The following is a 24,034-nucleotide window of genomic DNA, read 5'->3' as shown; positions in this document are numbered from 1 at the left end:
CTGTCACCGCCATTGTAGCACGTGTGTAGCCCAGGACATAAGGGCCATGAGGACTTGACGTCATCCCCACCTTCCTCCGGCTTGTCACCGGCAGTTCCTTTAGAGTGCCCACCCAGACGTGATGGCAACTAAAGGCGAGGGTTGCGCTCGTTGCGGGACTTAACCCAACATCTCACGACACGAGCTGACGACAGCCATGCAGCACCTGTGCTGGAGGTCTCTTGCGAGAAATGCCCATCTCTGGACACGGCCTCCGCATGTCAAGCCCTGGTAAGGTTCTGCGCGTTGCTTCGAATTAAACCACATGCTCCACCGCTTGTGCGGGCCCCCGTCAATTCCTTTGAGTTTCAACCTTGCGGCCGTACTCCCCAGGCGGTGTGCTTATCGCGTTAACTACGACACTGAATGACAAAGTCACCCAACATCCAGCACACATCGTTTACAGCGTGGACTACCAGGGTATCTAATCCTGTTTGCTCCCCACGCTTTCGCGCCTCAGCGTCAGTCATGAGCCAGGTTGCCGCCTTCGCCACCGGTGTTCTTCCCAATATCTACGAATTTCACCTCTACACTGGGAATTCCACAACCCTCTCTCACACTCTAGTCGCCACGTATCAAATGCAGCCCCCAGGTTAAGCCCAGGAATTTCACATCTGACTGTGTCAACCGCCTACGCGCCCTTTACGCCCAGTCATTCCGAGCAACGCTTGCCCCCTTCGTATTACCGCGGCTGCTGGCACGAAGTTAGCCGGGGCTTCTTCTGCGGGTACCGTCATCATCGTCCCCGCTGAAAGTGCTTTACAATCCGAAAACCTTCTTCACACACGCGGCATTGCTGGATCAGGCTTGCGCCCATTGTCCAATATTCCCCACTGCTGCCTCCCGTAGGAGTCTGGGCCGTGTCTCAGTCCCAGTGTGGCTGATCATCCTCTCAGACCAGCTATCGATCATCGCCTTGGTAGGCCTTTACCCCACCAACTAGCTAATCGAACGCAGGTTCCTCCACAGGCGACTTGCGCCTTTGACCCTCAGGTGTCATGCGGTATTAGCTTCAGTTTCCCAAAGTTATCCCCCACCCATGGACAGATCCCTACGCGTTACTCACCCGTCCGCCACTAACCCCGAAAGGTTCGTGCGACTTGCATGTGTTAAGCATGCCGCCAGCGTTCGCTCTGAGCCAGGATCAAACTCTCAGGTTCATCCCACCACAGGCCATAAGCCCACAGCAAAACAAACAGAGCCGATCAAGGCTTCTTAACCATAAAACAGGATAAACCCGCATACAGCTTCAAAACACTCAACGCATATTCCTAAAAAGATACGCCAAGCTACCTAGACCAGTCTCACCCAGTCCAGACCGCCAGTCATCATCCCTAAAGACAACAACCGCGCCGCCAGCATATCCCTTCCAGATACTCTCTCTATTCTCTTGTCAAAGATCAAAGCCCAACAGGGCCGAGTAACCTAGCAAATCTACCGGAGAAGCTCAAGAAGTTTCCTCAGCGCCGCCGGTGATTGGGGATATAAGACCCACTCCACATACCGTCAATCATAAAAATGAAAAAAAACAGAAACTTTCAGAACCAAACCCCGAAAACCCTTGGAAAACCAATGAATTCCAGCCTCATGCAAACGGGCGCCAATTTATCAGGCATACAGAATCGGTCTCTCCCCTGCTCTGCTGGCATAAATCCTATCCATTTTAAGATGGACGCATACCGACGGATTTTGAGACATACCCACTGAATTATTACAACATATTGCCGCAAGCAGGTTCCCATGCCGAAATCACCGACCAAGCCCACCCTTCTCCATAAGGTCAACGATCATGTCGCGGTGCGCATGACGATCATATTCGGGAGCATCTGGTGCGTTTATGCGTTTCTGGTCTTTTCCCTTATTCCGCTGGCAGCACCCGCATGGCAGAACACGCTGCTCTATATAAGTAACTGCATCCAGCTGGTTGCGCTGCCCGCCCTTATGGTGGGCAATGCGGTGCTGAGCCGGGGCACCGACCAGCGTGCGGCGGAAGATCACGCCGCCCTGATGGAAATCCTGAATGATGTCCGTTCCGAAGTGTCGGAACTGAAAATGGTGACAAACGATCTGGCCCGCAAAACGAATGCCGCCACCAGCCAGCGACCATCGGAAGTCGTGTCGTTTTCCAATGAAGCTGTTATCAATGTGACGGAAAACGAAGCGCATGAAGCGGTTGCTCCCGCCAAGGGGTAAGGCAACCAGTTACATTTTTATGGAAACACCATGTCCCCTGACCTGAACCGCCCCGAAATCGTCGCGGAACTGACCGCAATGTCCGATCGCTATGAAAAGGCGCTGGGTGACAACGACATCCCGGAACTGGATGCCCTGTTTTACCATGGCCCTGAAACGGTGCGGTATGGGGTCGGGGAAACACTGTATGGCTTTGATGAAATCGCGGCATTTCGCCGCCAGCGCGCGGGTGGTTCCCCGCCACGGGATGTGCTGCGCCGGCATGTTACGGCCATCGGCAAGGATACCGGCACGGTTGACCTGGAATTCCGTCGCCATGGCGGCGAACGTATTGGTCGACAGAGCCAGACATGGATCCGCACCCCCAACGGGTGGAAGATCATCGCGGCCCATGTCTCCCTAATGGCCGATATTTCCTGATCAGGCGTCGGCGCCCAACGTATCGGCATTCTGTAATCGCGACAGGGCATCGACAAAACCGGTGGCGAAGGATGCCGGGCCAGACGCATCCCGGGCCGCGATTTCCGCCGCCCGCGCATACAACGCGTGAACGGCTGCCACCGCCACCAGCCTGTCCGATTCCATGGAAAGGGTTGCCAGGACTGCTGCAACCAGTCCACCCAATGCGCATCCCGCCCCTGTCACACGCGTCAACAACCGGTGACCGCCGGGCACGATGATATGTTGGCCATCGGGACCCAGGATATGATCTTCCGGTCCGCTGATGGCCACGATCATCTTCTTGCTGCAGGCAAGTTCCTGCCCCATTGGCACTGCCTGCGCGATCGAAGCCGTGGTTTCCACGCCCCGTGCCGTCGCGGCACCACCGGCAAGCGCCATGATCTCACTGGCATTCCCCCGCACCACGGCAGGGCCCCTGGCTGCCAGGGTGCGAATGATGGCGTCGTATTCCCCCACGCCCGCACCCATGGCTACCGGATCCAGCACCCATGGCACATGGGCGGCATTTGCGGCATCCACGGCGGTCAGCATGTCGTGTGCCGTACAGTCGATCAGCCCCGCCGCATTGACCCACATTGCCCCGGCCCGTCCGCCGAAACCGGCCGGCCAGCCCGGCGCCGCCCCGATGGCGGGCGCCGCCCCCACCGCCAGCAGCACATTGGCGCTTAGGGTGGCCGCAACATAATTGGTCAGCCCATAGATAAACGGGGACTGCACCCGGATCCGGCGCAGGACAGGGCGGCAGCCCGGATGGTCATGATCCATCGACAGGGTTACGGCGTCCATCAGGGGTCACTCCTTTCGCGCATATCCGGACAACGGGCCACCTGACACCGACAGGGGTTGCCTTTTGGTTGTAATCGACTGAAAAACAAAGAACGCATCCGGTCAACCATGCCGGGGACCGCCTGACATTCCATATATGATTTACCAGCCGCCATACCGTAGCAGGAACATACCGTGCGACCAGCTTTCCTTTATGCCCCTGTCATTCTTGCCGCAGGACTACTGGCTACCCATTCCGCACGGGCTGCGGATGTGCTGGGACAACCGACCGCCAAACTCTGTTTCACCCTGCACGATGCCGCCCTCGCGGGCGGGTATTCATGGGGCAAGGGACGCCTGTTCTTCGGTAACCATTCCTATCCGGTCAAGATTACCGGCGGTGGGGCCGTGGGAATCGGCTACAGCAAGCTGAAGGGCGAAGGGACGGTGTACAATCTGGCCCGACTATCAGACATCAATGGCACCTACTGGTCCGTGCGGGCGGAAGCGACCATGGCCCGCGGCCGCAATGTCGCGGTGCTGGACAACAATCATGGCGTGGACATCAAGACGACCATGCGCACCAGCGGCGCGCACCTTGCCGCTGCCGTGATGCGACTGACACTGCGTGTGGATCCGGGCCGGGAACGGGTTGATACCCTTCCGACCACCTGTTCCTTTCCCATCCATTAAAAGGCAGCCTGAAAAGCCTGCCTTTGACGTTTCCGGCAGGTCTTTTTCCGAAAAGTCTTCTGGTGCCACCATTTTCCAAAAAGGCGGCACCAGAAGACTCTGTTATCATTTATCAACGCGTTATTTTTTTAAGACCCCGACAAAAGCAGGGCCGGTTTCCCCCTAGATTGTGCTGATCATGATCTCGACCAGATTGGGACGACCGGACGCCATCGCGGCCTCTATGGCCGGGGCAATGTCGCCCGCACGGGTAATCAGGCGCGATTCCAGGCCATAGGATGTCGCCATGGCCTGATAATCGACCGGCGGATCGCACAGATCCATCGCCAGGAAGTTTCCCTCCCGCGCGGAAACATAATGCGTCTGCCCGCGCATGAAGCCCTTCAGCACGTTATATTCACGGTTATTCATGACCACGAAAGTCACCGGCAGCCGTTCATGCGCGGCCGTCCACAGGGCCTGTGGCGAATACAGGGCCGCCCCGTCACCCACCAGGCAGACGACAGGCTCACGTCCAAGCCCCAGCGATGCCCCGACTGCCGCGGGCATGCCCCAGCCCAATGCACCACCCCGCAGGAAGGAGTACTGCGCGGCCCAGTCACTATCGAGAAACATGCGTGTGTAGGAGGATGTTGCAATCGCTTCATCCACAATCGCGACACGCGGGCCAATGGCACGCACGGCTTCATGGGCGGCAACGCAGGGGGCGATGACCGGATCATCCCGATGTCGGGCTACCAGCGTTTCCGCCTCCGCGCGCCTGCTGGTCCGGGCGGCGGTGACATGTGCGCGGGCCGCATTGAATTCGGCCCGGCGGGGCTGTGTCGCCTGCTGCAGCAGCGGGATAAGCACATCAAGCGACGCGCGGATATTGCCCACCAGCGAAAGCGGGGTCTGGAACGTGCGGCCAAGGTCACGCACATCGGCGGAAACCTGATAGACCGCGCATCCCGGCGGCACGGGCGAGCCTTCGGAATACAGGATGGTAATCAGCGATTTGCCGCCCAGTGCGAAGATCGCATCATAATCCGCCAGCCTGCGGGCAATGTCGGTTGCACGCGTGGGCATGTTGCCCGCCCATAACGGGCAGGACGTCGCAAACGGGATACGCGATGGCCATGACGCGCCATAAACCGGCGCGCCAAGGATTCCGGCCACTTCGGCCACCTGCGCTGCCGCATCCGCGCCATGCACCTCATCGCCCGCAATGATTGCAAGCCTGCCCGGCGTGATGCCAGCCAGCGCACGCGCCAGTTCCGGCAGGCCACCGGCTATGGAGTCGCGGTTGATGACGGATGGGGAACCGACATCGACATCGCTGGGTTCCTCCATCACATCCATGGGCAGGGACAGGAAAACCGGCCCGGATGGGGCCGCCATCGAATCGTTGAAGGCACGTCGCACCAATACCGGCAACTGGTCCGCATGCAGGACTTCCTGCGCCCATTTGACTGCAGGCGTTGCGATACTGACCAGATCACCAAACAGCAGCGGGTCGGAAATCGTATGCCGCGAGTCCTGCTGCCCCGCCGTCACCACCAGTGGCGTCTGCGATACGCTGGCGTTCAGCAGGTTGCCCATGCCATGCCCCAGCCCCCCTGCCGTATGCAGGTTGAGGAAGCCGGGACGCCCGGCCGCCTGCGCATAACCATCCGCCATGGCCACCACGCTCGCTTCCTGCAGGGCGAGAACGTATTTCAGGTCCGGACGGCGCTGGAGCGCATCGATCAGGGGCAGTTCCGTTGTGCCGGGGTTGCCGAAAATATAGCGAACCCCTTCACTTTCCAGAATTTCCAGCAGGATGTCGGCACCCCGCCGTCCCCCTGCCCGCCGTGCTGCGACCTCAAGCGGTGTAATGGCCATACTGTCCTCTGCGTGCATTGACGGTCTGGCCATCGCACCACGTTTCCGGGATCGGGTCCACCATGGGACGATCAGGCCGGATGCCATTTTTATCTTGATAATGATAATTATTATCATTATTAACCATGACACCCGTGGGTCGCCCGACAGATTCCCAACCGTCGATTTCCCAACTTGTCCACGGAACCTTACGGCATCGCCCGCAATCCGGGTGATGCCGTTTTTTTATCCGGCGGGCACATGGCCCCGCAGGACGATATTTTTTTACGCCCGGCAGGCGATAATCTTACACTTTCAATTGACCCACGTACCGGACGTGAAGATGATGCAATAACACCCAGCCATGAAAGTGAGCCCCTTGCCCGCTGACGGTCCTGCCACCCTGTCCGCCCCCACAACCGTTCATGACGGGACCAGTGAATGGGTGACGCCCGTGCCTGCCCTGATCGACGCCCTGCAGCACAGTGGCATCCTCACGGCGCACCATGTGGCGGCGGCCCGGTTCTGGGCCACGGATTACCGGATTGGCGTGATGGGACAGGAAGACCCGCATCTGGACCGGACATCACTTGGCCTGTCCGTACGGCCGCTGAACAGACGCATGGGGTCAATCAACCGTTACAGGTATATTCACGACATCATCGGCAACCGCTACGAGCGGATCCTGATCGCCACCATGATCAACAACCAGCCGCTGGATGAAATAGCCAGCCATGTCCAGTACGACCCCCGGCATATGGGCAGCGTGCTGGCGCTTCTGCTGGATTTCCTGACCCGGCATTATGACGCCATGCCCGGCCACCTGTGGCGTGGCTGATCCACTGCACCGGCAACGGGTGGTCTGCAGATAAAAAAAGCGCCCCGGAAAAGCCGGGGCGCCGTTTCAGGCCCTGTCAGCGATAGGCTTCGGCAAAGGCCGCCGCCGCGCCCAGCAGGCCGGGTTGTGGATAAGTAATCAGCTTGACGGGCATTTCCGCCATCATGCCTTCAAACCGGCCCTTGGCCACGAACCGTTCGGCAAAGCCGGAACGGGGCAGGTGCTGGGCCAGACGCAGGCCAAGGCCGCCGGCAATCACAACGGCGCTGCCACCCTGCGCCAGCGCAAGGTCGCCCGCGACCGTGCCAAGGCTGAGGCAGAAACGCTCCAGCGCCGCAGCGGCCACCGGATCGGATCCCTCCAGCGCCATGGTCCACAGCGCCTTGTCATCACGCGCCTTGACCGACAGTTCCCCCATTTCGGCAATCGCCTCATACAGGTTGAGCAGCCCCGGCCCGGACACCACGCGTTCCACCGACACGCGCCGGTAACGACGGCGCAGCACGGTCAGGATCCGGTCCTCAAGCTGGTCCAGAGGGGAGAAGTCGATATGCCCGCCCTCGGTCTCGCACACGAAATAGCCGTTCTTGCGCCGCACGATATAGGCGGATCCCAGACCCGTGCCCGGCCCCACCACGGTAATGACGCCCTGTTCGGGCAATGGCTGATCGGGACCGCAGATATGCTGCAGGCTGTCTTCACCCACCTGCGCCACTGCGTGGGCCACGGCGCCGAAATCATTGACCAGGATAAGTTCATCCACCCCCAGCTTGACCGGCAGCCACGCGGGCTGGATGACCCACGGGTTATTGGTCAGCTTGAGGATATCCCCCTTGATCGGGCAGGCCACCGCGATCCCCGCCGCCCTGGGCAGGGGACGGTCAACCACGCGGGCAAAGGCTTCCCATGCCAGTTGCAGGCTGGCGTGATCGGCACATTTCAGGGTTGTGGCTTCCCCCAGCGTGACAACCCGCCCCTGGTCAACCTGGGCAATGGCGAAGCGCGCATGCGTGCCACCAATATCAACTGCTACGATCTCTTTCATGTCCGGTCGCGCTCCGTGGCCATACGGCAGCTCCTTGCCCCGCTATTACAATAAAAACAGTCTGCGATTGTGCCATTTCTCACGCATTTTATGCAACAGAACAGGCAATTCAGGCGCCGCAGACCGATCGGTTAACACATCTGTCCAGAAAACAAGACCAGCTATCGTGTAATTTCATTGATAAATGTCACGAAATGGCCACAATCGTTCCGGTCAGCATTAAAACATATTATATAAACCCGCCCCCGGCATGAAATCAGTCCATCTGGTCTGCCTTGATGGCCGAAAGGATCCGCCGCTTGAACGGCCACGGCATCAGCGTATCCACCAGCCGCAGCACGGAAAACACGAAGGGAAAGACCAGGTGGGGCCGGTTGCGGTCCACGGCGCGGGCGATCTTGCGCGCGGCGGCGGGCGCGGTCTGCAGAAAGGGCTTCGCCCCCACCACGCGGCGGCTCATGGGGGTATCCACAAACCCCGGCGAGACCAGCGTCACCCCGATCCCCAGCGGGGCAAGCGCCATCTGCTGCGCATCGGCAAAGCGTTTCAGCCCGGCCTTGGACCCGGAATAGGCCGCGGCGAATGGCAGGGCGTGGAAGGCGGCGACCGAACTGATCAGCACGATATGCCCCCGCCCGCGCGTGGCCATGCGTTCGGCCGCCGCCGCCGCCATGGCCGATGGCGTGGCATAGTTGACCAGCCCCAGATGCAGCACATCCTCCGCCCGCTCCACCACGTCACTCCCGCGCCGCATATCCCCAAGCCCGGCGGCAAGGATGGCGATATCGATCGGATGGCTGTCATCATCCTGACGCAGGGCTTCAATCGCAGCCGCGCCATCAGACAGGTCAAGGATGCGCGTCTGCACCCTGACGCCAAGGCTGCGGGCCCGTACGGCCACATTTTCCAGCCGTTCGGCGTTGCGTCCCCACAGGACAAGCGGTCGCCCACGGGCGGCGTACAGCCACGCCAGTTCTGCCCCGATCCCGCTGGATGCCCCCGTAATCAGCACATATGCACCTTCATCCATGCGTGAACCGGACCTAACCGTCATTGTCTATCTTCCTTTTGAGGGTCCTTCTGTGCCATCAGCACAACAACAGGACGGACCACCGAATCATTTCTTTCAACCCCTGCCTGCATAGCCTGCCCCGTTCCATGACGGAATGAAGGTCGATGCGGGTCATGTTCAGGATGCAACGAACCGGTCATGAACGAAACCGATCGTCTTACTATCATTCCCGTTTCCGGCTTTCGTCAGATGACCACCTTTATCCAGCTGCCCCGCCGCCTGTACGCCGGGCTGCCGGGTTATGTTCCCCCCCTGGACCTGACCCAGCGTGACCTGCTGACCCCGCGCAAGAATTCCTTTTTCCGTCTGGGACGCGCGCAGTATTTCCTGGCCATGCGGGGCAACCGGGCGGTGGGGCGCATATCCGCGCAGATCGATCCGGTTTCCATGGAACATTACGGGGAACCGGTCGGTTTCTTCGGGGCGCTGGACGCCATTGATGATCTGGAGGTGGTGTCGGCCCTGCTGGACGCGGCGGGCACATGGCTGCGCCAGTATGGCATGAAGCGCATGCGTGGTCCGCAGACGCTGGACAGCAATGGTGAGTTCGGGATGATGCTGGAAGGCCACCACGCCATGCCCATGGTGGCCATGCCATGGCACCCGCAATGGCTGCCGGGCATGATGGATGCCTGTGGCGCCACCAAGGTACGCGATCTTGTCGCCTACCAGATGCGGACCGGCCCCGATGCGGAGGAAGCCCACCTGGTCCCCGCCAGCCTGCGGCTGGGTGAAGGGCGGCTGGGCAATGTCACCACCCGTGGCCTGCGCATGGACCGGATCGATGAGGATGGGGAGATCCTGCGCACGCTGTATAACGACGCGTGGCGCAACAACTGGGGATCGATCCGGCTGGCGCGCGAGGACATGCAGTCCATGATCGTCGAAATGAAGCCCATCCTGCGGCCGGAGCATTTCGTGCTGATCGAACAGGCGGGCAAGCCGGTCTGCGTGGCGCTGGTGGTGCCCAATGTGTTCGACATTTCCGCCGACCTCAATGGCGATCCGTCACCGCTGGGGTGGCTGAAACTGGGCAAGCGGCTGCTGCGGCACGAATTCCATTCCGCCCGCGTCATCCTGCTGGGTGTCAGTTCCGCGCTGGACGGCACGGCGCTGGGGGCGATCATGCCCGCCCTGGCCATTACCGAACTCATGAAACGCGGCCGCAGCCTGCCCTACCGCACGATCGAACTGGGCTGGGTTCTGGAAAACAACCTGCCCATGCGCCGCCTGATCGAACGCATCACGCCCGAACCGTGCAAACGCTACCGGGTTTACGACCTGTCGCTGGAAGACTGAGGGACAGCCCTCAGCCCCCGTCCGCCACGTGGCTCCAGCCACGGCGGGCAAACACCATCGCGTGGCCTGCCGCGTCCACGACCTGCACGCCATTGCCCGCGACAACCTGCCCGATACGCGTGACAGCCACCCCCGCACGCGCGGCGTGGCGCAACAGTTGCGCCTCATGCATGGATGGTACGGCAAGCAGCAGTTCGTAGTCGTCCCCGCCACTGAGGCAGGTCGGCAGCCACTGCGAGCCAAGGGCGCGCACGGCAGGGGACAATGGCACCTGATCCGCGTGGATCACGATCCCCACCCCGCTTTCACGCGCCATGTGCCCCATATCCTGCACCAGCCCGTCGGATACATCCATCCCGGCGGATGCGACATTCCCCAGTTCCAACCCCAGCCGGGGACGGGGCAACTGGTAACGGTCCGCCAGGAAGCCATCAGGATCGGCGACCTGCCCGCGCCGGGCCAGCAGGCCCATCGCGCCATCACCAATCGTGCCCGTGACCCATATGCCGTCGCCAACGCATGCGGTGCCACGCCGCAATGCCCGCCCCGGCGCGACATGCCCCAGCACGGTCAGGGACAGCACGAGCGGCCCGGACGTGGAAGTCGTGTCCCCCCCCAGCAGCGTAATGCCGAACTGGCGCTGGTCATGAACAAGGCCCGATGCAAAGCCTGCAAACCACGCCTCATCCCGCTCGGGCGGCATGGATACCGTCATGAGATAGCCCAGCGGGGTCGCATCCATGGCGGCAAGGTCGGACAGGTTGCAGCGCAGCAGCTTGCGGCCAACGTTACCGGATGGGTCATCGGGCAGGAAATGCACGCCTTCGACCATCGCGTCAGCCGCGATGACCAGTTCACGCCCGGCGGGCGGCATGAACACCGCCGCATCATCGCGCAGGTCAAGCGCCCCGTCCCCCGCAAGCGGCCGGAAAATACGGGCGATGAAGCCGAATTCCGCTGGCAGGCCATTATCCGACAGCGTGTCCTGTCCCATGGCCGTCATGCCTTTCTTCCAGGTTCAGGCGGGTTTGCTGTCGGTGGTGGCATCAGCCACGGGGGCATCATCTGCTACCGCAACCGTTTCATCGGCCGCATCCGTCACGGGTGCCGCCGGTTCACTGATCCGCCGCGACAGGGCATCGAGCACGCCGTTGAGCATGCGCGGTTCCTCCCCCGCCAGGAAACCATGGGCGATATCCATGTATTCATTGATGATGACACGGGCGGGAATGGGATCCGCTCCCGTCATTTCACCGCCCGCGGCGTGCATGATCGCCCGCAGCACCGGATCCAGCCGGGCCAGCGGCCAGGACGCGGGCAGGATGTCGTGCAGCAGGGCGTCAATGCGGTCCTGCCGGGCCATGGCGCCACGCACCACGATGCCGAACAGCCGTGCATCGGCATCGGGCACGTGCCCTTCGGCATAATCGCACTGATCGGATGCGGACGTGCCCAGCCGGTGGCGCATGAACTGGTTTATGACGCGTTCCGGGCTTTCGTTTCCCTGTTCGATCTGGAACAGGGCCTGCACCGCCGCGACACGCGATGCGGTGCGGGAACGGACCTTGTGCTGCCGGTCACCGTCTGTCTGTGTCATGGCGCGTTACTCCTGCTGTGGCATTGCTGCGAATTCTGCGTTTCATCGCCTCTTTGCGTGGCGGGGTCCAGTTCAATCTTTGTCCCCGGGGCCGGACGGGGGCAGGTCTTCGCCAGCATCGCCTGAAACGGAGGCTGAAATCGTTTCCAGAATATCAGCGAAATCCTTGGTTTCACGAAAATCCCAGTGCACGCTGGCGAAACGGATATAGGCCACGGAATCAATTTCACGCAGCGTTTCCATAATCAGCCGGCCGATATCGCGTGAAGGGATATCCGTCTCCCCCGTGGCTTCCAGATGCCGGACCAGCCCATTGACGATCCGTTCGATCCTGTCCGCCTCGACGGGACGCTTGCGCAATGCGATACGGACCGAACGCGCCATCTTGTCACGCTCGAAGGGCACGCGGCGACCATCGGCCTTGACCACCACAAGGTCGCGCAACTGCACGCGTTCGATGGTGGTGAAACGTTGCCCGCACGACCCGCATATGCGCCTGCGCCGGATGGCCGCGCCATCTTCATGCGGGCGGCTGTCCTTCACCTGCGTGTCATCATTTCCACAAAAAGGGCAACGCATGCAAAACCGTTTCCTGACTACGCGATACAACAGAACACGCCACGCGCGCGCGGCATGACAGGCTAGGCGCCGACATCGGCCAGTACGTCCAGCACCGCCGCGCCATAGCGGGCCAGCTTGGACCCACCCACCCCACGGATCATGCCCAATTCATCCAATGTGGCCGGACGTTCAAGGGCAATATCATGCAGCACGGCATCATGAAAAATGACATAGGGCGGGATTTCCTGTTCCCGTGCCTCACCCAGCCGCCACTGCCGCAGCGCCTCGTAGCGTGCAGCGGCTTCCGGCGTCAGATCGGCCATCTGGGGACGCTGCCCGCCACCTGACACGCGTCCTGCCGCCTTGAGATCCTCGGTCGCGTCCTCGCGCAGCATGATCTGCTCCTCGCCACGCAATATGGGACGGGCGCGCCCTTCCTCAAGGGCAAGGGCATTATATTCCCCCGTCACCTTTATCGCGCCCCGTGCGATCAACTGGCGGATCACGCCACGCCAGAAGGGTTCGGGGCGGTCCCTGCCAATCCCGAAGACGCTCAGCTTTTCATGCCCGTGCCGGGACGCCATGTCCGACGCCTTGCCGCGCAGCACGCCCGCCACATGCACCGCGCCAAAACGCTGCCCGGTGCGATAGATGGCCGACAGGACCTTCTGCGCCGCCACGGTGCCGTCAAACGTCGCGACGGGATTGCGGCAGTTGTCGCAATGGCCGCAGGCGGCGGGCAGTTCCTCGCCAAAACATGACAGCAGCGCCTGCGTGCGGCAGCCCGTGGTTTCGGTCAGCGCGATCATCGCTTCCAGCCGGGCGCTCATGATCCGTTTCTGGGCATCGGAGGCGTTGGACTGCTCCAGCCAGTACCGGGCACGGGCCATGTCGTCACCGCCGTACAGCAGGACGGTCTCGGCCTGTTCGCCATCGCGGCCCGCGCGACCGATCTGCTGGTAATACCCTTCGGGTGAGGACGGCATGTCCAGATGCACCACGGCACGCACATCCGGCCGGTCAATGCCCATGCCAAAGGCAATGGTGGCGACGATCACCACCGGTTCGCCCGAACGGAACCGCATGAGGGCGGCGCGCTTTTCCACTGGCGACAGGCCGGCATGGAACGGTAGCGCCACATATCCCTTGCCCGCAAGCGAACGGGCAATCCGTTCGGTCTTGCTGCGGCTGCCGCAATAGACGATGGACGCCGCCCCGCGATGGCGGTCCAGTATGCCGGTCAGCTGGCGCAGTTCCGATGTCTTGGGCTTTACTGCAATATCAAGGTTGGGCCGGTGGAAACTGGCCTTCAGCACCGTGGCGTCCGGCATGGCCAGCGCGTCAAGGATGTCGGTGCGCGTGCGCGCGTCCGCCGTAGCCGTCAGGGCAATGCGGGGGACATTGGGGAAATGCTGCGGCAGGGCCGCGAGTTCGCGGTATTCGGGCCGGAATTCATGTCCCCATGCGGAAATGCAGTGCGCTTCGTCAATCGCGATGATCGACAGCGTCAGCCGCCCCAGCCGTTCCAGCATACCGGGGGAAAGCAGCCGTTCGGGCGAGACGTAAAGGATATCCAGCCGCCCGGCCATAAGGTCCGAACGGACGCGGGCGGCGTCATCGGCTTCCTGTTCGGAATGCAGCGCACCCGCGTTCACCCCCAGCTGGCGCAGGGCCGCGACCTGATCGTCCATCAGTGCGATCAGGGGGGAAATGACAAGGCCGGTGCCGGGCCGCGCAAGGGCGGGCACCTGATAGCATACGCTCTTGCCGCCACCGGTCGGCATGAGCACCAGGCAGTCCCGGCCCGCCATGACCTCATCCACGGCCTGCTGCTGCAGCCCGCGGAAATCAGGAAAGCCGAAGATCTCGGCCAGCACATCACGCGGGTTGCGTGATGTGCCGTCACCAGCCGTCATATCATCAAAGGGGAAGCCGTTATTCAGCGTCCACCAACCTCGATTTCGACACGGCGGGACGCCAGGGCGCCGTCTTCGTTGTTCACCGGGCCGCGCGGCTGCTGGCTGATACGGCTGGCATCCACGCCATCAACCGCCAGCTGGCGGGCCACGATCTTGGCGCGGTCGATCGCCAGCAGTTCATCAGCCGACAGGTCATGGCTGGCAGCGGCGTAGCCTTCGACACGTACCTTGCCATGGGTCGAGGCCGCGCGCTGGGCCGCCTGCGTAATCACCGTCTGGGCCGGCGTATCAAGCTGGGTGGAGTTCTTGGTAAAGAACACGACATATTTACCCGGATGGCCACCAGCACATCCTGTCAGCAGACCGAGACCAAGAAGAAGGGACAGGCGACGCATGATGGATTTACTCCTGATTCAGGGATTCAAGACGGATCGCTATCAGCCTTCTGGTATGCCCGATCCGGTTTTCCGCTACTTCGTGCCCTGTGGGACTAGCCGCGTCAATCCTTTCAACCGGCATGGCCACCCCATCATGAATGGGCACTGACCACTTTCCCGCCAGAAACATGCCATACCTTATCCAGATTTTCGACACCTGTCAGGCGATGCGCGATCAGGATGACAGTGCGGCCATGCGTCACCTCATTCAGGGTCTGGAGGAACTCCTGCTCGGTGCGTGCATCCAGCCCCGTGGCCGGTTCATCCAGTATCAGGATAGGCGCGCGTGACAGCAGCACACGCGCCAGCGCCAGCCGCCTGCCCTGCCCGCCTGACAGACTGGCCCCGCCTTCACCCAGCCAGCTATCCAGCCCGTCGGGCAGTTCACGCACGACATCCGCAACCCGGGCCTGTTCCAGCGCGGTCCACAGGTCGGCTTCACTTGCATCGGGGCGGCCAAGCAGCAGATTGGCGCGAATCGTATCGGCAAACAGGTGCGTGGCCTGCGACAGCCATGCGATCCGTCCCCGCAGGTCATCATCACGGATGGTGGCGATATCGCGTCCACCCAGCGTGATGCACCCGGCCTGCGGCGCCACCGCCTTGAGCAGCAGCGCCGCCAGGGTGGACTTGCCCGCACCCGACGGCCCCAGCACCGCAATGCGCTGGCCTGCCGGGATGTTCAGGTTCAGGTCATCAAGCACCGGGGCACGGTCGGCACTCCAGCGGAAGGACACATGCTGGAAGCTGATGTCGGTGCCCGCTGGCGCGGGTTCGGTGCCTTCGGGGGGGGCATGTTCGGGCATTTCGCTTACGGCCACGACACGGGCCGCAGCACGGGTAATGCTGCCCGCCAGCGCGCCCGCGCGGGTCAGGCCGCCCACGGTTTCAAAAGCCGCGACCGTCAGGAACAGCACTGCCGCCGCAGGCAGCGGGGCAATGCGTGGCAGCCCCAGGCCAAGGGCCGCGGCCAGCACCGCCACTACCGCCGCCTGCCCGCACAGATAGGACGCGGCGCCGGCCATGGCCAGCATCCGCGCCTGTTTCATCTGCGCGCGATACAGGGCGTCATCACGGTCACGGACATGCGCCAGCATGCGCCCCTCCGCCCCGAAGGTCGCGATTTCACGCAGCCCCCCGACCATGTCCAGCACGCCGATACGCAGCTGCGCGCTGGCATGGTTGACCAGACCACCCTCGCGCCGCCCCATAATGGCGGCGATCAGGGGCAGGACAAAGGCACCGCAGGCAAACAGCCCCGCCACGACAACCGCGAGCACGGTGCTGACCATGTTGATGGCGATGAACAGGAACGGCAGCACTAGGCATGCGCCAAGCAGCGGAATGATGATGCGCAGGTACAGCCCGTCCAGCGTCTCGACATCAGATACCAGCCGCGACAGCAGGTCACCCGCGCGACGGAAGCCAAGACCCGCCGCCGCGCCACGCGCCAGGTTGCGGAAGAACCAGACCCGCACGTCCGCCAGTGCGCGGAACATGGCGTCATGCGTGACCAGACGTTCGGTATAGCGCAGGATGACCCGGGCACCGCCAAAGATGCGCAGCGCCCCGGTCGTCACCACGATCACGCCCAGCGTCATGGCGGCCACCCGCATGCCCGCCTCGCGCATCAGCACAAGGCCAATCAGCACCGCCAGCAGGGACAACAGCGCCCCCGCCGTCAGCAGCGGGGCGCGACGCTGCCATATATGCAGGATCTGCAGCACCGGCCCCATCACGCCTTCACGCCGTGCCTGCCGTGCGAATTCCCGGTTTTCCGAGGATTTCACGATGCATTCTCCCCACTGGTGACAATCCGGCCATGATCAAGGACCACCTTCCGCCCCCCGAACCCTTCCGCCGCCGCGGAATGGCTGGCGAGGATAACCGTGCGATTGGCCGCAAGCGCACGCAGGCTGCTGAACACGTCGGCTTCCGTCTGCGGGTCGAGATGGGATGTCGGTTCATCCAGCAAAAGCAGCGGCGCATCCTTGAGGAAGGCGCGCGCAATCGCCACGCGCTGCGCCTGTCCGCCCGACAGGCCGAACCCGCCTTCACCAATCAGGGTCTCAAGCCCGTGCGGCAGGCTGGCAATGAACACATCCGCCGCCGCCGCCCGGATGGCGGCCTGCAACTGCACGTCCGTCGCGTCGGGGCGGGCGAACAGGATGTTTTCGCGTAGCGTGCCCGCGAACAGGACCGGCTTCTGCCCGATCCATGATGTCATGGCCACCAGTGCCTCGGGCACGATGGTGGCCATGTCGGTACCATTGATGGCAATACGTCCGCTTTCGGGCTGGATGAAGCCCAGCAGCATTTCGATGATGGTGGACTTGCCCGACCCCGACGGGCCCCACAGCACCACCGTCTGCCCGGCAGGTGCGGTGAACGAGACATCATCGAGTGTCGCGCCACGGGCGGGATCCCATGTGAAGCCCACATGTTCGAACGCGACACTGACGCCCTGCCCCGTTTGACAGACCGCCTGCCCCGCCGCCCGCACCGCCGTGGCGTCCGGCAGGATCCGCATGGCCGCCGCCGCGCCCGATGCATGGGCGCGGTCCTGGTACGCCAGCGCAAGGCTGCGGAAGGGGGCGAAGAATTCCGGCACCAGCAGCACGACAAACAGCCCGCGCGCAACATGGGCCGCCATGATCGCAGCGGGCACGCCCTGGTCATGCAGCGCCATGAGCTGCGCGCCATTGCGCAGCGCCACCAGCACAAGGGCCACGACCATGGCGCAATCGATGGAAGCCGAGGACAGGAACGCAACCCGCAGCACCTTCATGGTGCGCACCCGCAGTTCTTCCGCGGCTGCGGCAAGGCGGCGGGTTTCATCCTCCGTCCGGCCCGACAGGACAATGGTGGCGATCCCGCGCACGCGGTCAAGGAAGCGGGCCTGCAGACGGGTCATGGCCAGGAACTGATTGCGTGAGGCAACCGCCGCCACGATCCCGAACAGCGCCTGCCCGAACGGCACGGCAAGGCCGCATATCGCCATGATCAGCGCAGAGCCGGGCTGGATGCATGCGGCAAGGACACCGATGACAAGCGGGGCCGCGATCCACAGCACGGAGGCGGGCAGCCAGCGGGCGAAGAAACCGTCCAGCGCCTCGATCCGGTCAACGGCCAGCGCCGTCAGTTCCCCCGTATGGTGGCGGCGCAGCAGCCCCGGCCCGCCACGCAGGATGGCGTCCAGCACCCCGCCACGCAGGCGTGCCCGCGCCTTCATGCCCGCACGGGCGGCAAGGATGTCCGACCCCATCTGCAGGACAGCGCGCACGATGGCCAGCACCACCAGCCCCGCCAGCGGCCACATCACCGCCGGTTCCCCACCGGGCACCAGCACGCTTGCCAGCACGCTGGCAATGCACCAGACCTGCCCCACCGCGGTCGCAGCCAGGGCCAGTCCCAGCAACACAACCGGCATGGCCTGTCGGCGCCCAAGACGCGACTGTGCCTTCGTCCACGCCTTCATCACTGTCTTGTCATCGTTCATGACCGCTCCCTATACCGAAGGACACGACACAGGGACAGCCATCATCCACGGCTGAAAACCGTCTACACCATAACTCTGCCATGCATTTTTGCATGGATTCAGCCTGCCGTTTCATCCTGTTCGGGCTGCTTTAGTGGAAAAACAAGGACATAACGTGTCCCGTTTTCCTCAAACATCTGCAGTTCGCCGCCCAGCTGCCGGGCAAAGCCACGGATCAGCTGCATGCCGATCCCGCTGCGCCCTTCTTCCGTCCCGGGCTGGTTCCGCACCGCCGCCATGCCCACGCCGTTATCGGCGATCCACAGGCACGCCCGGTCACCGGATAGCGCGCGCAGGCCAACTTCCAGCGTGCCATGCTGCCGATCGGGAAAAGCGTATTTTATCGTGTTGCTGACCGCTTCCGTCACGATCAGGGCAAGGGGCACCGCCTGGTCAGGCACCATCAGCAGGTCATCGACGCGGATATCCAGCGTGATGCGGCTTTCATCGGATTCACCGATGGCATGCATGATCTGGCCACACAGTTCACGCACGAAGCTCTGCATGTTCAGGCTGTACAGTTCACCATCGGCATAAAGATAGCGGTGAAGGGTGGCCAGCGCGCGCACACGGTCACGCGCCTGCGCGAATTCCTCACGCGCGGCGGGCAGGCGGATGCGCCCTGCCTGCAGGTTCAGCAGCGACGCCACGATCTGCAGGTTGTTCTTGACGCGATGGTGCATTTCCTTGAGCAGCAGTTCCTGCCGGGCCTGCGCGCGTTCCAGCCGCCTTTCATGCCGCGCCAGCTTGCGGGTGGCCTTGCTGAAGGCATGGGCAAGCTGCCTGACCTCCAGCGGCATGGCCCAGTTGGAGCGCACGTCATACATCCCCCCCAGCTGCCACTGGTTGACCGACGTGGTCAGCTGGCGCAACGGCGTGATCACCAGCACGTCGGCGCTCTTGGATGCGCCCAGCAGCCCCATCAGCAGCAGCAGTCCGCTGCTGACCAGCGATATGGCGAACATCACCACCGCATGCCGTTCGCCCGCGTTGCGCCGCGTCATGCTGAGGACATGCACGCCATCCTGCACCCGGCCGATCGAAAACGACCCATCGGGCAGGGTGATATGGGCATGCTCCTCCCCCATTGCCAGCGTGCCGCGCGCCCACTGCATGATGCGTTCGGGCGGATGGGGGGACCAGTTGCAATCCGAACACAGGGGGGCAGATGCCCGGGCGTGGCTGTCCACCAGCCATATTTCCACCGGGCCGTTCTGCTGCACCAGGTCCAGGCGCGGGTCACTGGCCTGCAGTATGGCGCTGCGCCATGACAGCGGCATGATGGCCGTCAGGTAGCCCGGGCGGGCGGGCCTGCCGGCATCGTCATAAATGGTGGTGGATACCGTAATGCGGAAATAACCGGGCACATGGGTCACCGGATCGTTCAGGGCCACGATCCCGACATCACCCTGGAAACGGGGCATGGCGTCCATGGTCAGCGGGGCCGACCCGCCCTGCTGCCCGACAGCGGTCAGGATGTTGCCCCGGTCATCCGCCAGCGCGATCTGGCTGTAATGCCGTCCGGTCAGCGACTGGACCAGTTCGAGCATATGGCGCAGGCCCGCATCATCCAGCCGCATGCGTGAGACGGCCTGCAGCAGGGAACTGAGATGTTCGGATTCGTGGCGCAGTTCAAGATCGATGCGCGATACCGTCAGGTCGGTACGGTCGCCGGGCGCTTCAAGCGTGGAACGGTAACTATGCCATGCCTGTACGGCCCCGATCAAGGCAATGGGCATGGCGGCCAGCAGAATGATCGCCATCATCCGGCCACGCACGGCATCGAATACACGGCCCACATGACTGAACAGGCTCCGATGACGGACCTGCCTGCCGTGGCCGGAAGATGGGAATACGGACATGCGTTATTTTGTCCGTTTCCGGTCTTCCTCAATCAGACGCAGGAGTTCCTCGGGAACGGGCTCTTTCGTCACATCATCAAACAACTGATGCAATCCGCGCTTCAGCCATAGCTCGAACGCATCATCCGATCTGTTTATGGACTTCTTTCCTGGTTGCCTGGGAGGACACTTGTCCTTCAGAGCCATCGCATTATCCCGAAGTAAATTCCCACTTCACACAATCCCTGTCTATGTCAGGGCTGCATCTTACCCTGCAGATTCCAAGATACTGATGAAGACATTACTGTCAGTGCCATATTCGTGCCGCAATTCAAAGTGGGAATCCACTCATCAGACCGCTGCCGCGGGACGTGCCTGCACCCGCGTGCGCAGGCGCTGCACCGCACCGCGCAGTTCGACCGTGGAAATGTCGCGTTCTTCACCATAGAGCCATGTGGCCAGCTGGCGACGGGCGCGGAAGACACGGCTCTTGGCGGTACCGACGGCGCAGCCGGTTGCCGCGGCCAGTTCATCATAGCTCATGCCCTGCATCACCACCAGCACCAGCGCCTCGCGCTGATCGGTGGGCAGGCGGTTCATGGCTTCGGCCAGTTCCTTGACCATCAGGCGTTCATCATGCGCGCCGCTGCCAGCCATGGCGGACGCGGGCACGTCCTCGATATTCCCGGTTTCGCGTTTCTTGCGCAGGTCCGAGATGAAACGGTTGCGCAGGATACGGTGCATCCACGCGGAAAAATTGGTACCCGGCGTGAAGCTGTGCTGGGCGGCCAGCGCATTGCACACGGCATCCTGCACCAGATCATCCGCCGCCGCACGGTTGCGTGTCAGTGACAGGGCCTGAACGCGCAGACGGGGCAGGATTGCAATCATCTCGTCATGAAAGCTGTTGGTCATGTTCTTCTCCCCTGTATTGTCGTTCATGCAGGTGCAATGAACGGGAAGGGCAAAAGGTTACATCCACCCACATAACGAAAACGCGAGCAGGTGACCGATGGTTCCCTCAGCCATCATCGGGGCGGGCGTTCATGTACTCCATGATCTGCGCACGCGCGCGGGAGACGCGGGCCTTGATGGTGCCGACCGTGACCCCGCAGACATGCGCCGCCTCCGCATAGGTCATTTCCTGCACGCCAACCAGCACCAGCGCCTCACGCAGGCGGGGGGACAGCCGCCAGATCGCGCCATCGAGGTCACGCAGCACATCCGCCTCCCCTTCCCCCGTGCCGCTTTCGGGCTGGTCGGGGCGGTGGGCATAGTCGGACATGACATCACGTTCGCGCTGGCCATGGCGGCGCTGCTCATAAAAAAGGTTGCGCGCGATCGTGTACAGCCATGCCTTCATGCTGGTGCCCGGCGCGAACTGGTCCAGGGCCGCCAGCGCGCGCAGCACGGTTTCCTGGACAAGATCGTCCGCCTGCGCGGGCTGCCCGGTCAGAAAACGGGCAAAACCACGTAATTGCGGCAGAAGGGACAGGATCTCCCCACGCAAGTGCGTGACCGCCGACGGATCGAGTGGTATTCTGGATTCCAGTTTGTTTACTCTTCAACTCTTGCAGCACAGCCTAACGCTGTCATGATCCGGAGTGTAACAGTTTATCTGGGGAGATGAATGCCTCATGCCGCTATCACGGCGTCAAGACCTGCTTCGCGCCCTGCCCTATGCCCGGCGTTACGCCCGGGCGTTATGTGGCAGCCAGTCGAGTAGCGACCTGCTGGTCGCCGAAAGCCTGCGCGAACTCATGGCGGTGGATGACCCATCCCTGCCTCCAAGGCTGCGCCTTTACCAGTGGATATCCCGCCACCATGCCGAACATGGGGGCACCGGGGACACCGCTGGCGGCATGCCGCCGCTGGGGCGCAAGCTGCTGCTGCTGACCTCGCTTGAGGAACTGTCGGTCAATGACGCCGCCCGTGTCCTGTCACTGCCCCCCGAGCAGGCCGCCACCATACTGGAGGACGCACACGCCCGCCTGCGTTCATGCGCGCAGACCAGCGTGCTGATCATCGAGGACGAACCGATCATCGCGATGGATATCGAGGAACTGGTGCGCCAGTGCGGCCATACCATCGCAGGTGTCGCCAGCAGCGAGGCGGAGGCCATAAAGCTGGCGCGTGAGACCCGCCCCGGCCTGATCCTGGCCGATATCAACCTCGGTGACGGCGGCGACGGGATGAAGGCGGTCTCGAGCATCCTGCAGCACCAGGACATTCCCATCATTTTCGTGACCGCCTACCCCGAACGCCTGCTGACGGGCGACACGATCGAACCGGCATTCGTCATTACCAAGCCCTTTGAACCGCTTACGCTGGCGGTCTCCACCTATCAGGCGGTTTCGGGTGGCGTATCCCTGAACTGACACTGCCGCATGCCAGTCCCGCGCCTGCGCCATCCCCCCTGCATGACCCGGCGTGTATGGTGCGTGTCCCGGCTGCGCAGCCGGATGGGGCTGATCCGCCATGCGACAGCTTATCAGAGAGGGCAGTAATGAAACGGCTGGTCATCGTATCCAATCGCGTTCCCGTTCCCAAGGAGGGGCTGCGCCCCGGCGGCCTCGCGGTTGTGCTGAAGGACCTGCTGGCGCGCAAGGGGGGCATGTGGTTCGGCTGGAACGGCACCTGCCATCCCGATGCCGCGCACCTGCCACCCGAGATACAGCAGGCGGAAGGGGTGGAATACGCCACCATCGGCCTGACGCCAGCCGAACATCGCAACTACTACACCGGCTTTTCCAATTCCACGCTATGGCCGCTCATGCATTCGCTGCCCGAGCATATCCATTTCGAGCGGCGGGAACTGGCCACTTACTGGTCGGTGAACGAACGGTTCTGTGAAAACCTGCTGCCACTGCTGCGTGCGGAAGATGTCATCTGGATCCATGACTATCATCTGCTGCCACTGCCTGCCCTGCTGCGCCGCCATGGCGTGCGCCAGCCCATCGGCTTTTTCCTCCATACCCCCTTTCCCGCGCCCGACATGCTGGCCACGGCCCCCGATGGCGGTACGTTCCTGCGCGACCTGATGAAGGCGGACCTGCTGGGGTTCCAGACAGCGGACGACACGGCCAATTTCATCTTCGCCGCCACCCGCAAGGCCGGGGCCATTGCGGAAGATGACAGCACCCTGACATTCGAGGGACGCCGCGTGCATGTCGGCACCTTCCCCGTGGAAATCGATCCCCAGACCTTTGCCCAGACCGCCGTTACCGCCGCCGGGTCGGCGGACCTGCGCCGCCTGTCGGGTTCGCTGGCGGGACGCAAGCTGATCTTTGGCGTGGACCGCATGGACCCGACCAAGGGTCTGGACCACCGGCTGGCTGGCTACGAACGCCTGCTGGAAACCTACCCCAGGCGGGAACGGCAGGTGACGTTCCTGCAGATCGCGGCCGAAAGCCGGACGGACGTGCCATCCTACCAGGTGCTGCGCAACAAGCTGGAACACCAGATCGGCAAGCTGAACGCACATAAGGGACAGGCCGACTGGACCCCGCTGCGCTTCCTGACACGCGGCAGCCCGCGCCCCACCGTGGCCGGGTACATGCGGCTGGCGGATATCGGCTACATCACCCCGCTGCGCGATGGCATGAATCTTGTGGCCAAGGAATTCATCGCAGCCCAGGATCCTGAAAATCCCGGCGTGCTGATCCTCTCCCGCCTTGCCGGGGCGGCAAAGCAGCTTGAGGCCGCCCTGCTGGTCAACCCGCTGGATCATGACGGCATGGCCGATGCGCTGGAACGCGCGCTGGCCATGTCGCCCGAGGAACGGCGCGAACGCTGGCAGGCATGCTGGAACAGCATTGCCAACCGTACGGCCCTTGGCTGGGGGCTGTCGTTCCTGAACATCCTTGAAAACGCGAAGCGGCGTTAAGCCCCAC

The 24,034-nt window shown here is 62.7% G+C and carries 22 protein-coding genes and 1 rRNA gene; 7 read left to right on the top strand and 16 right to left on the bottom strand.

Going from position 1 to position 24,034, the window contains the following annotated elements; all coding sequences use genetic code 11:
* Positions 1 to 1,199: ribosomal RNA gene (locus GEU01_RS02585) — 16S ribosomal RNA — on the bottom strand; the annotation flags it as partial.
* 580 nt (positions 1,200 to 1,779) lie between these two features.
* Here GEU01_RS02585 and GEU01_RS02580 point away from each other — a divergent pair.
* Together GEU01_RS02580 and hpxZ are read left to right on the top strand one after the other, a co-directional pair.
* Positions 1,780 to 2,232 (top strand): hypothetical protein, encoded by a 453-nt coding sequence (locus GEU01_RS02580; RefSeq protein ID WP_019084821.1) that lies wholly within the window; start codon positions 1,780 to 1,782, stop codon positions 2,230 to 2,232.
* A 30-nt stretch (positions 2,233 to 2,262) separates the two neighbouring features.
* Positions 2,263 to 2,652 carry an oxalurate catabolism protein HpxZ gene (gene hpxZ / locus GEU01_RS02575; protein ID WP_019084820.1) on the top strand — a complete coding sequence of 130 codons (390 nt, stop codon included), beginning with the start codon at positions 2,263 to 2,265 and terminating at the stop codon, positions 2,650 to 2,652.
* Here the strand turns inward: hpxZ and GEU01_RS02570 are convergent, their stop codons facing one another.
* Positions 2,653 to 3,480: a hydroxyethylthiazole kinase gene (locus tag GEU01_RS02570; RefSeq protein ID WP_019084819.1), complete on the bottom strand. Its 828-nt coding sequence runs from the start codon at positions 3,478 to 3,480 to the stop codon at positions 2,653 to 2,655. It lies immediately after the preceding gene.
* 174 nt (positions 3,481 to 3,654) lie between these two features.
* Here GEU01_RS02570 and GEU01_RS02565 point away from each other — a divergent pair, with 174 nt between their 5' ends.
* Positions 3,655 to 4,152, top strand: coding sequence for a hypothetical protein (locus tag GEU01_RS02565; protein WP_026018439.1), 498 nt, complete (start codon positions 3,655 to 3,657; stop codon positions 4,150 to 4,152).
* Positions 4,153 to 4,314: 162 nt separating this feature from the next.
* On the opposite strand, the gene GEU01_RS02560 is transcribed toward GEU01_RS02565, so the two are convergent.
* Entirely contained in the window at positions 4,315 to 6,015 is a 1,701-nt protein-coding gene (locus tag GEU01_RS02560; protein ID WP_019084817.1) for a thiamine pyrophosphate-binding protein, read from the bottom strand.
* A 349-nt stretch (positions 6,016 to 6,364) separates the two neighbouring features.
* Here GEU01_RS02560 and GEU01_RS02550 point away from each other — a divergent pair, with 349 nt between their 5' ends.
* Positions 6,365 to 6,832 (top strand): hypothetical protein, encoded by a 468-nt coding sequence (locus GEU01_RS02550; RefSeq protein WP_232272385.1) that lies wholly within the window; start codon positions 6,365 to 6,367, stop codon positions 6,830 to 6,832.
* A 76-nt stretch (positions 6,833 to 6,908) separates the two neighbouring features.
* Here GEU01_RS02550 and glk read toward each other — a convergent pair whose 3' ends face one another.
* Both glk and GEU01_RS02540 read right to left on the bottom strand, forming a co-directional pair.
* On the bottom strand, positions 6,909 to 7,877 hold the full coding sequence (glk, locus tag GEU01_RS02545; protein ID WP_019084814.1) for a glucokinase: 969 nt from the start codon (positions 7,875 to 7,877) through the stop codon (positions 6,909 to 6,911).
* Between the two features lie 256 nt (positions 7,878 to 8,133).
* The gene (locus GEU01_RS02540; protein ID WP_042710752.1) at positions 8,134 to 8,931 is read right to left on the bottom strand and encodes an SDR family NAD(P)-dependent oxidoreductase; all 798 of its coding nucleotides are present in this window, start codon (positions 8,929 to 8,931) and stop codon (positions 8,134 to 8,136) included.
* A 156-nt stretch (positions 8,932 to 9,087) separates the two neighbouring features.
* On the opposite strand from GEU01_RS02540, the gene GEU01_RS02535 reads away from it, so the two are divergent.
* On the top strand, positions 9,088 to 10,248 hold the full coding sequence (locus GEU01_RS02535) for a hypothetical protein (protein ID WP_019084812.1): 1,161 nt from the start codon (positions 9,088 to 9,090) through the stop codon (positions 10,246 to 10,248).
* A 10-nt stretch (positions 10,249 to 10,258) separates the two neighbouring features.
* Here the strand turns inward: GEU01_RS02535 and thiL are convergent, their stop codons facing one another.
* From thiL to GEU01_RS02480, 11 genes are all read right to left on the bottom strand, one after another.
* Positions 10,259 to 11,251, bottom strand: coding sequence for a thiamine-phosphate kinase (gene thiL / locus GEU01_RS02530; protein WP_019084811.1), 993 nt, complete (start codon positions 11,249 to 11,251; stop codon positions 10,259 to 10,261).
* 15 nt (positions 11,252 to 11,266) lie between these two features.
* Positions 11,267 to 11,845 carry a transcription antitermination factor NusB gene (gene nusB / locus GEU01_RS02525; RefSeq protein WP_019084810.1) on the bottom strand — a complete coding sequence of 193 codons (579 nt, stop codon included), beginning with the start codon at positions 11,843 to 11,845 and terminating at the stop codon, positions 11,267 to 11,269.
* Between the two features lie 72 nt (positions 11,846 to 11,917).
* Positions 11,918 to 12,424, bottom strand: coding sequence for a transcriptional regulator NrdR (gene nrdR / locus GEU01_RS02520; RefSeq protein WP_019084809.1), 507 nt, complete (start codon positions 12,422 to 12,424; stop codon positions 11,918 to 11,920).
* A gap of 62 nt (positions 12,425 to 12,486) precedes the next feature.
* Positions 12,487 to 14,322 carry a DNA helicase RecQ gene (gene recQ, locus GEU01_RS02515; protein WP_019084808.1) on the bottom strand — a complete coding sequence of 612 codons (1,836 nt, stop codon included), beginning with the start codon at positions 14,320 to 14,322 and terminating at the stop codon, positions 12,487 to 12,489.
* Between the two features lie 23 nt (positions 14,323 to 14,345).
* A complete protein-coding gene (locus tag GEU01_RS02510) occupies positions 14,346 to 14,720 on the bottom strand; it encodes an OmpA family protein (protein WP_019084807.1) in 375 nt (124 codons plus the stop codon).
* A gap of 134 nt (positions 14,721 to 14,854) precedes the next feature.
* Entirely contained in the window at positions 14,855 to 16,552 is a 1,698-nt protein-coding gene (cydC, locus tag GEU01_RS02505) for a thiol reductant ABC exporter subunit CydC (RefSeq protein WP_019084806.1), read from the bottom strand.
* Positions 16,549 to 18,261 carry a thiol reductant ABC exporter subunit CydD gene (cydD, locus tag GEU01_RS02500; RefSeq protein ID WP_026018437.1) on the bottom strand — a complete coding sequence of 571 codons (1,713 nt, stop codon included), beginning with the start codon at positions 18,259 to 18,261 and terminating at the stop codon, positions 16,549 to 16,551. Before cydD ends, cydC begins: the two co-directional genes overlap by 4 nt.
* A 98-nt stretch (positions 18,262 to 18,359) precedes the next feature.
* Positions 18,360 to 20,162 (bottom strand): sensor histidine kinase, encoded by a 1,803-nt coding sequence (locus GEU01_RS02495; RefSeq protein ID WP_026018436.1) that lies wholly within the window; start codon positions 20,160 to 20,162, stop codon positions 18,360 to 18,362.
* 3 nt (positions 20,163 to 20,165) lie between these two features.
* A complete protein-coding gene (locus tag GEU01_RS26655) occupies positions 20,166 to 20,348 on the bottom strand; it encodes a hypothetical protein (RefSeq protein WP_010514389.1) in 183 nt (60 codons plus the stop codon).
* Between the two features lie 144 nt (positions 20,349 to 20,492).
* On the bottom strand, positions 20,493 to 21,056 hold the full coding sequence (locus tag GEU01_RS02485; RefSeq protein WP_010507567.1) for a sigma-70 family RNA polymerase sigma factor: 564 nt from the start codon (positions 21,054 to 21,056) through the stop codon (positions 20,493 to 20,495).
* 106 nt (positions 21,057 to 21,162) lie between these two features.
* Complete coding sequence (locus GEU01_RS02480; RefSeq protein ID WP_019084802.1) at positions 21,163 to 21,651, bottom strand: sigma-70 family RNA polymerase sigma factor; 489 nt, start codon at positions 21,649 to 21,651, stop codon at positions 21,163 to 21,165.
* A 127-nt stretch (positions 21,652 to 21,778) separates the two neighbouring features.
* Here GEU01_RS02480 and GEU01_RS02475 point away from each other — a divergent pair, with 127 nt between their 5' ends.
* Together GEU01_RS02475 and GEU01_RS02470 are read left to right on the top strand one after the other, a co-directional pair.
* Complete coding sequence (locus tag GEU01_RS02475) at positions 21,779 to 22,519, top strand: response regulator (RefSeq protein WP_019084801.1); 741 nt, start codon at positions 21,779 to 21,781, stop codon at positions 22,517 to 22,519.
* 128 nt (positions 22,520 to 22,647) lie between these two features.
* Positions 22,648 to 24,027 carry an alpha,alpha-trehalose-phosphate synthase (UDP-forming) gene (locus GEU01_RS02470; protein WP_019084800.1) on the top strand — a complete coding sequence of 460 codons (1,380 nt, stop codon included), beginning with the start codon at positions 22,648 to 22,650 and terminating at the stop codon, positions 24,025 to 24,027.
* Positions 24,028 to 24,034 lie beyond the last annotated feature (7 nt).

The sequence above is a fragment of the Komagataeibacter europaeus LMG 18890 genome (genome assembly GCF_000285295.1).
Classification (GTDB): domain Bacteria; phylum Pseudomonadota; class Alphaproteobacteria; order Acetobacterales; family Acetobacteraceae; genus Komagataeibacter; species Komagataeibacter europaeus.
Note: the sequence above shows the minus strand (reverse complement) of the source record. Positions and strands in the feature narration are given on the sequence as shown.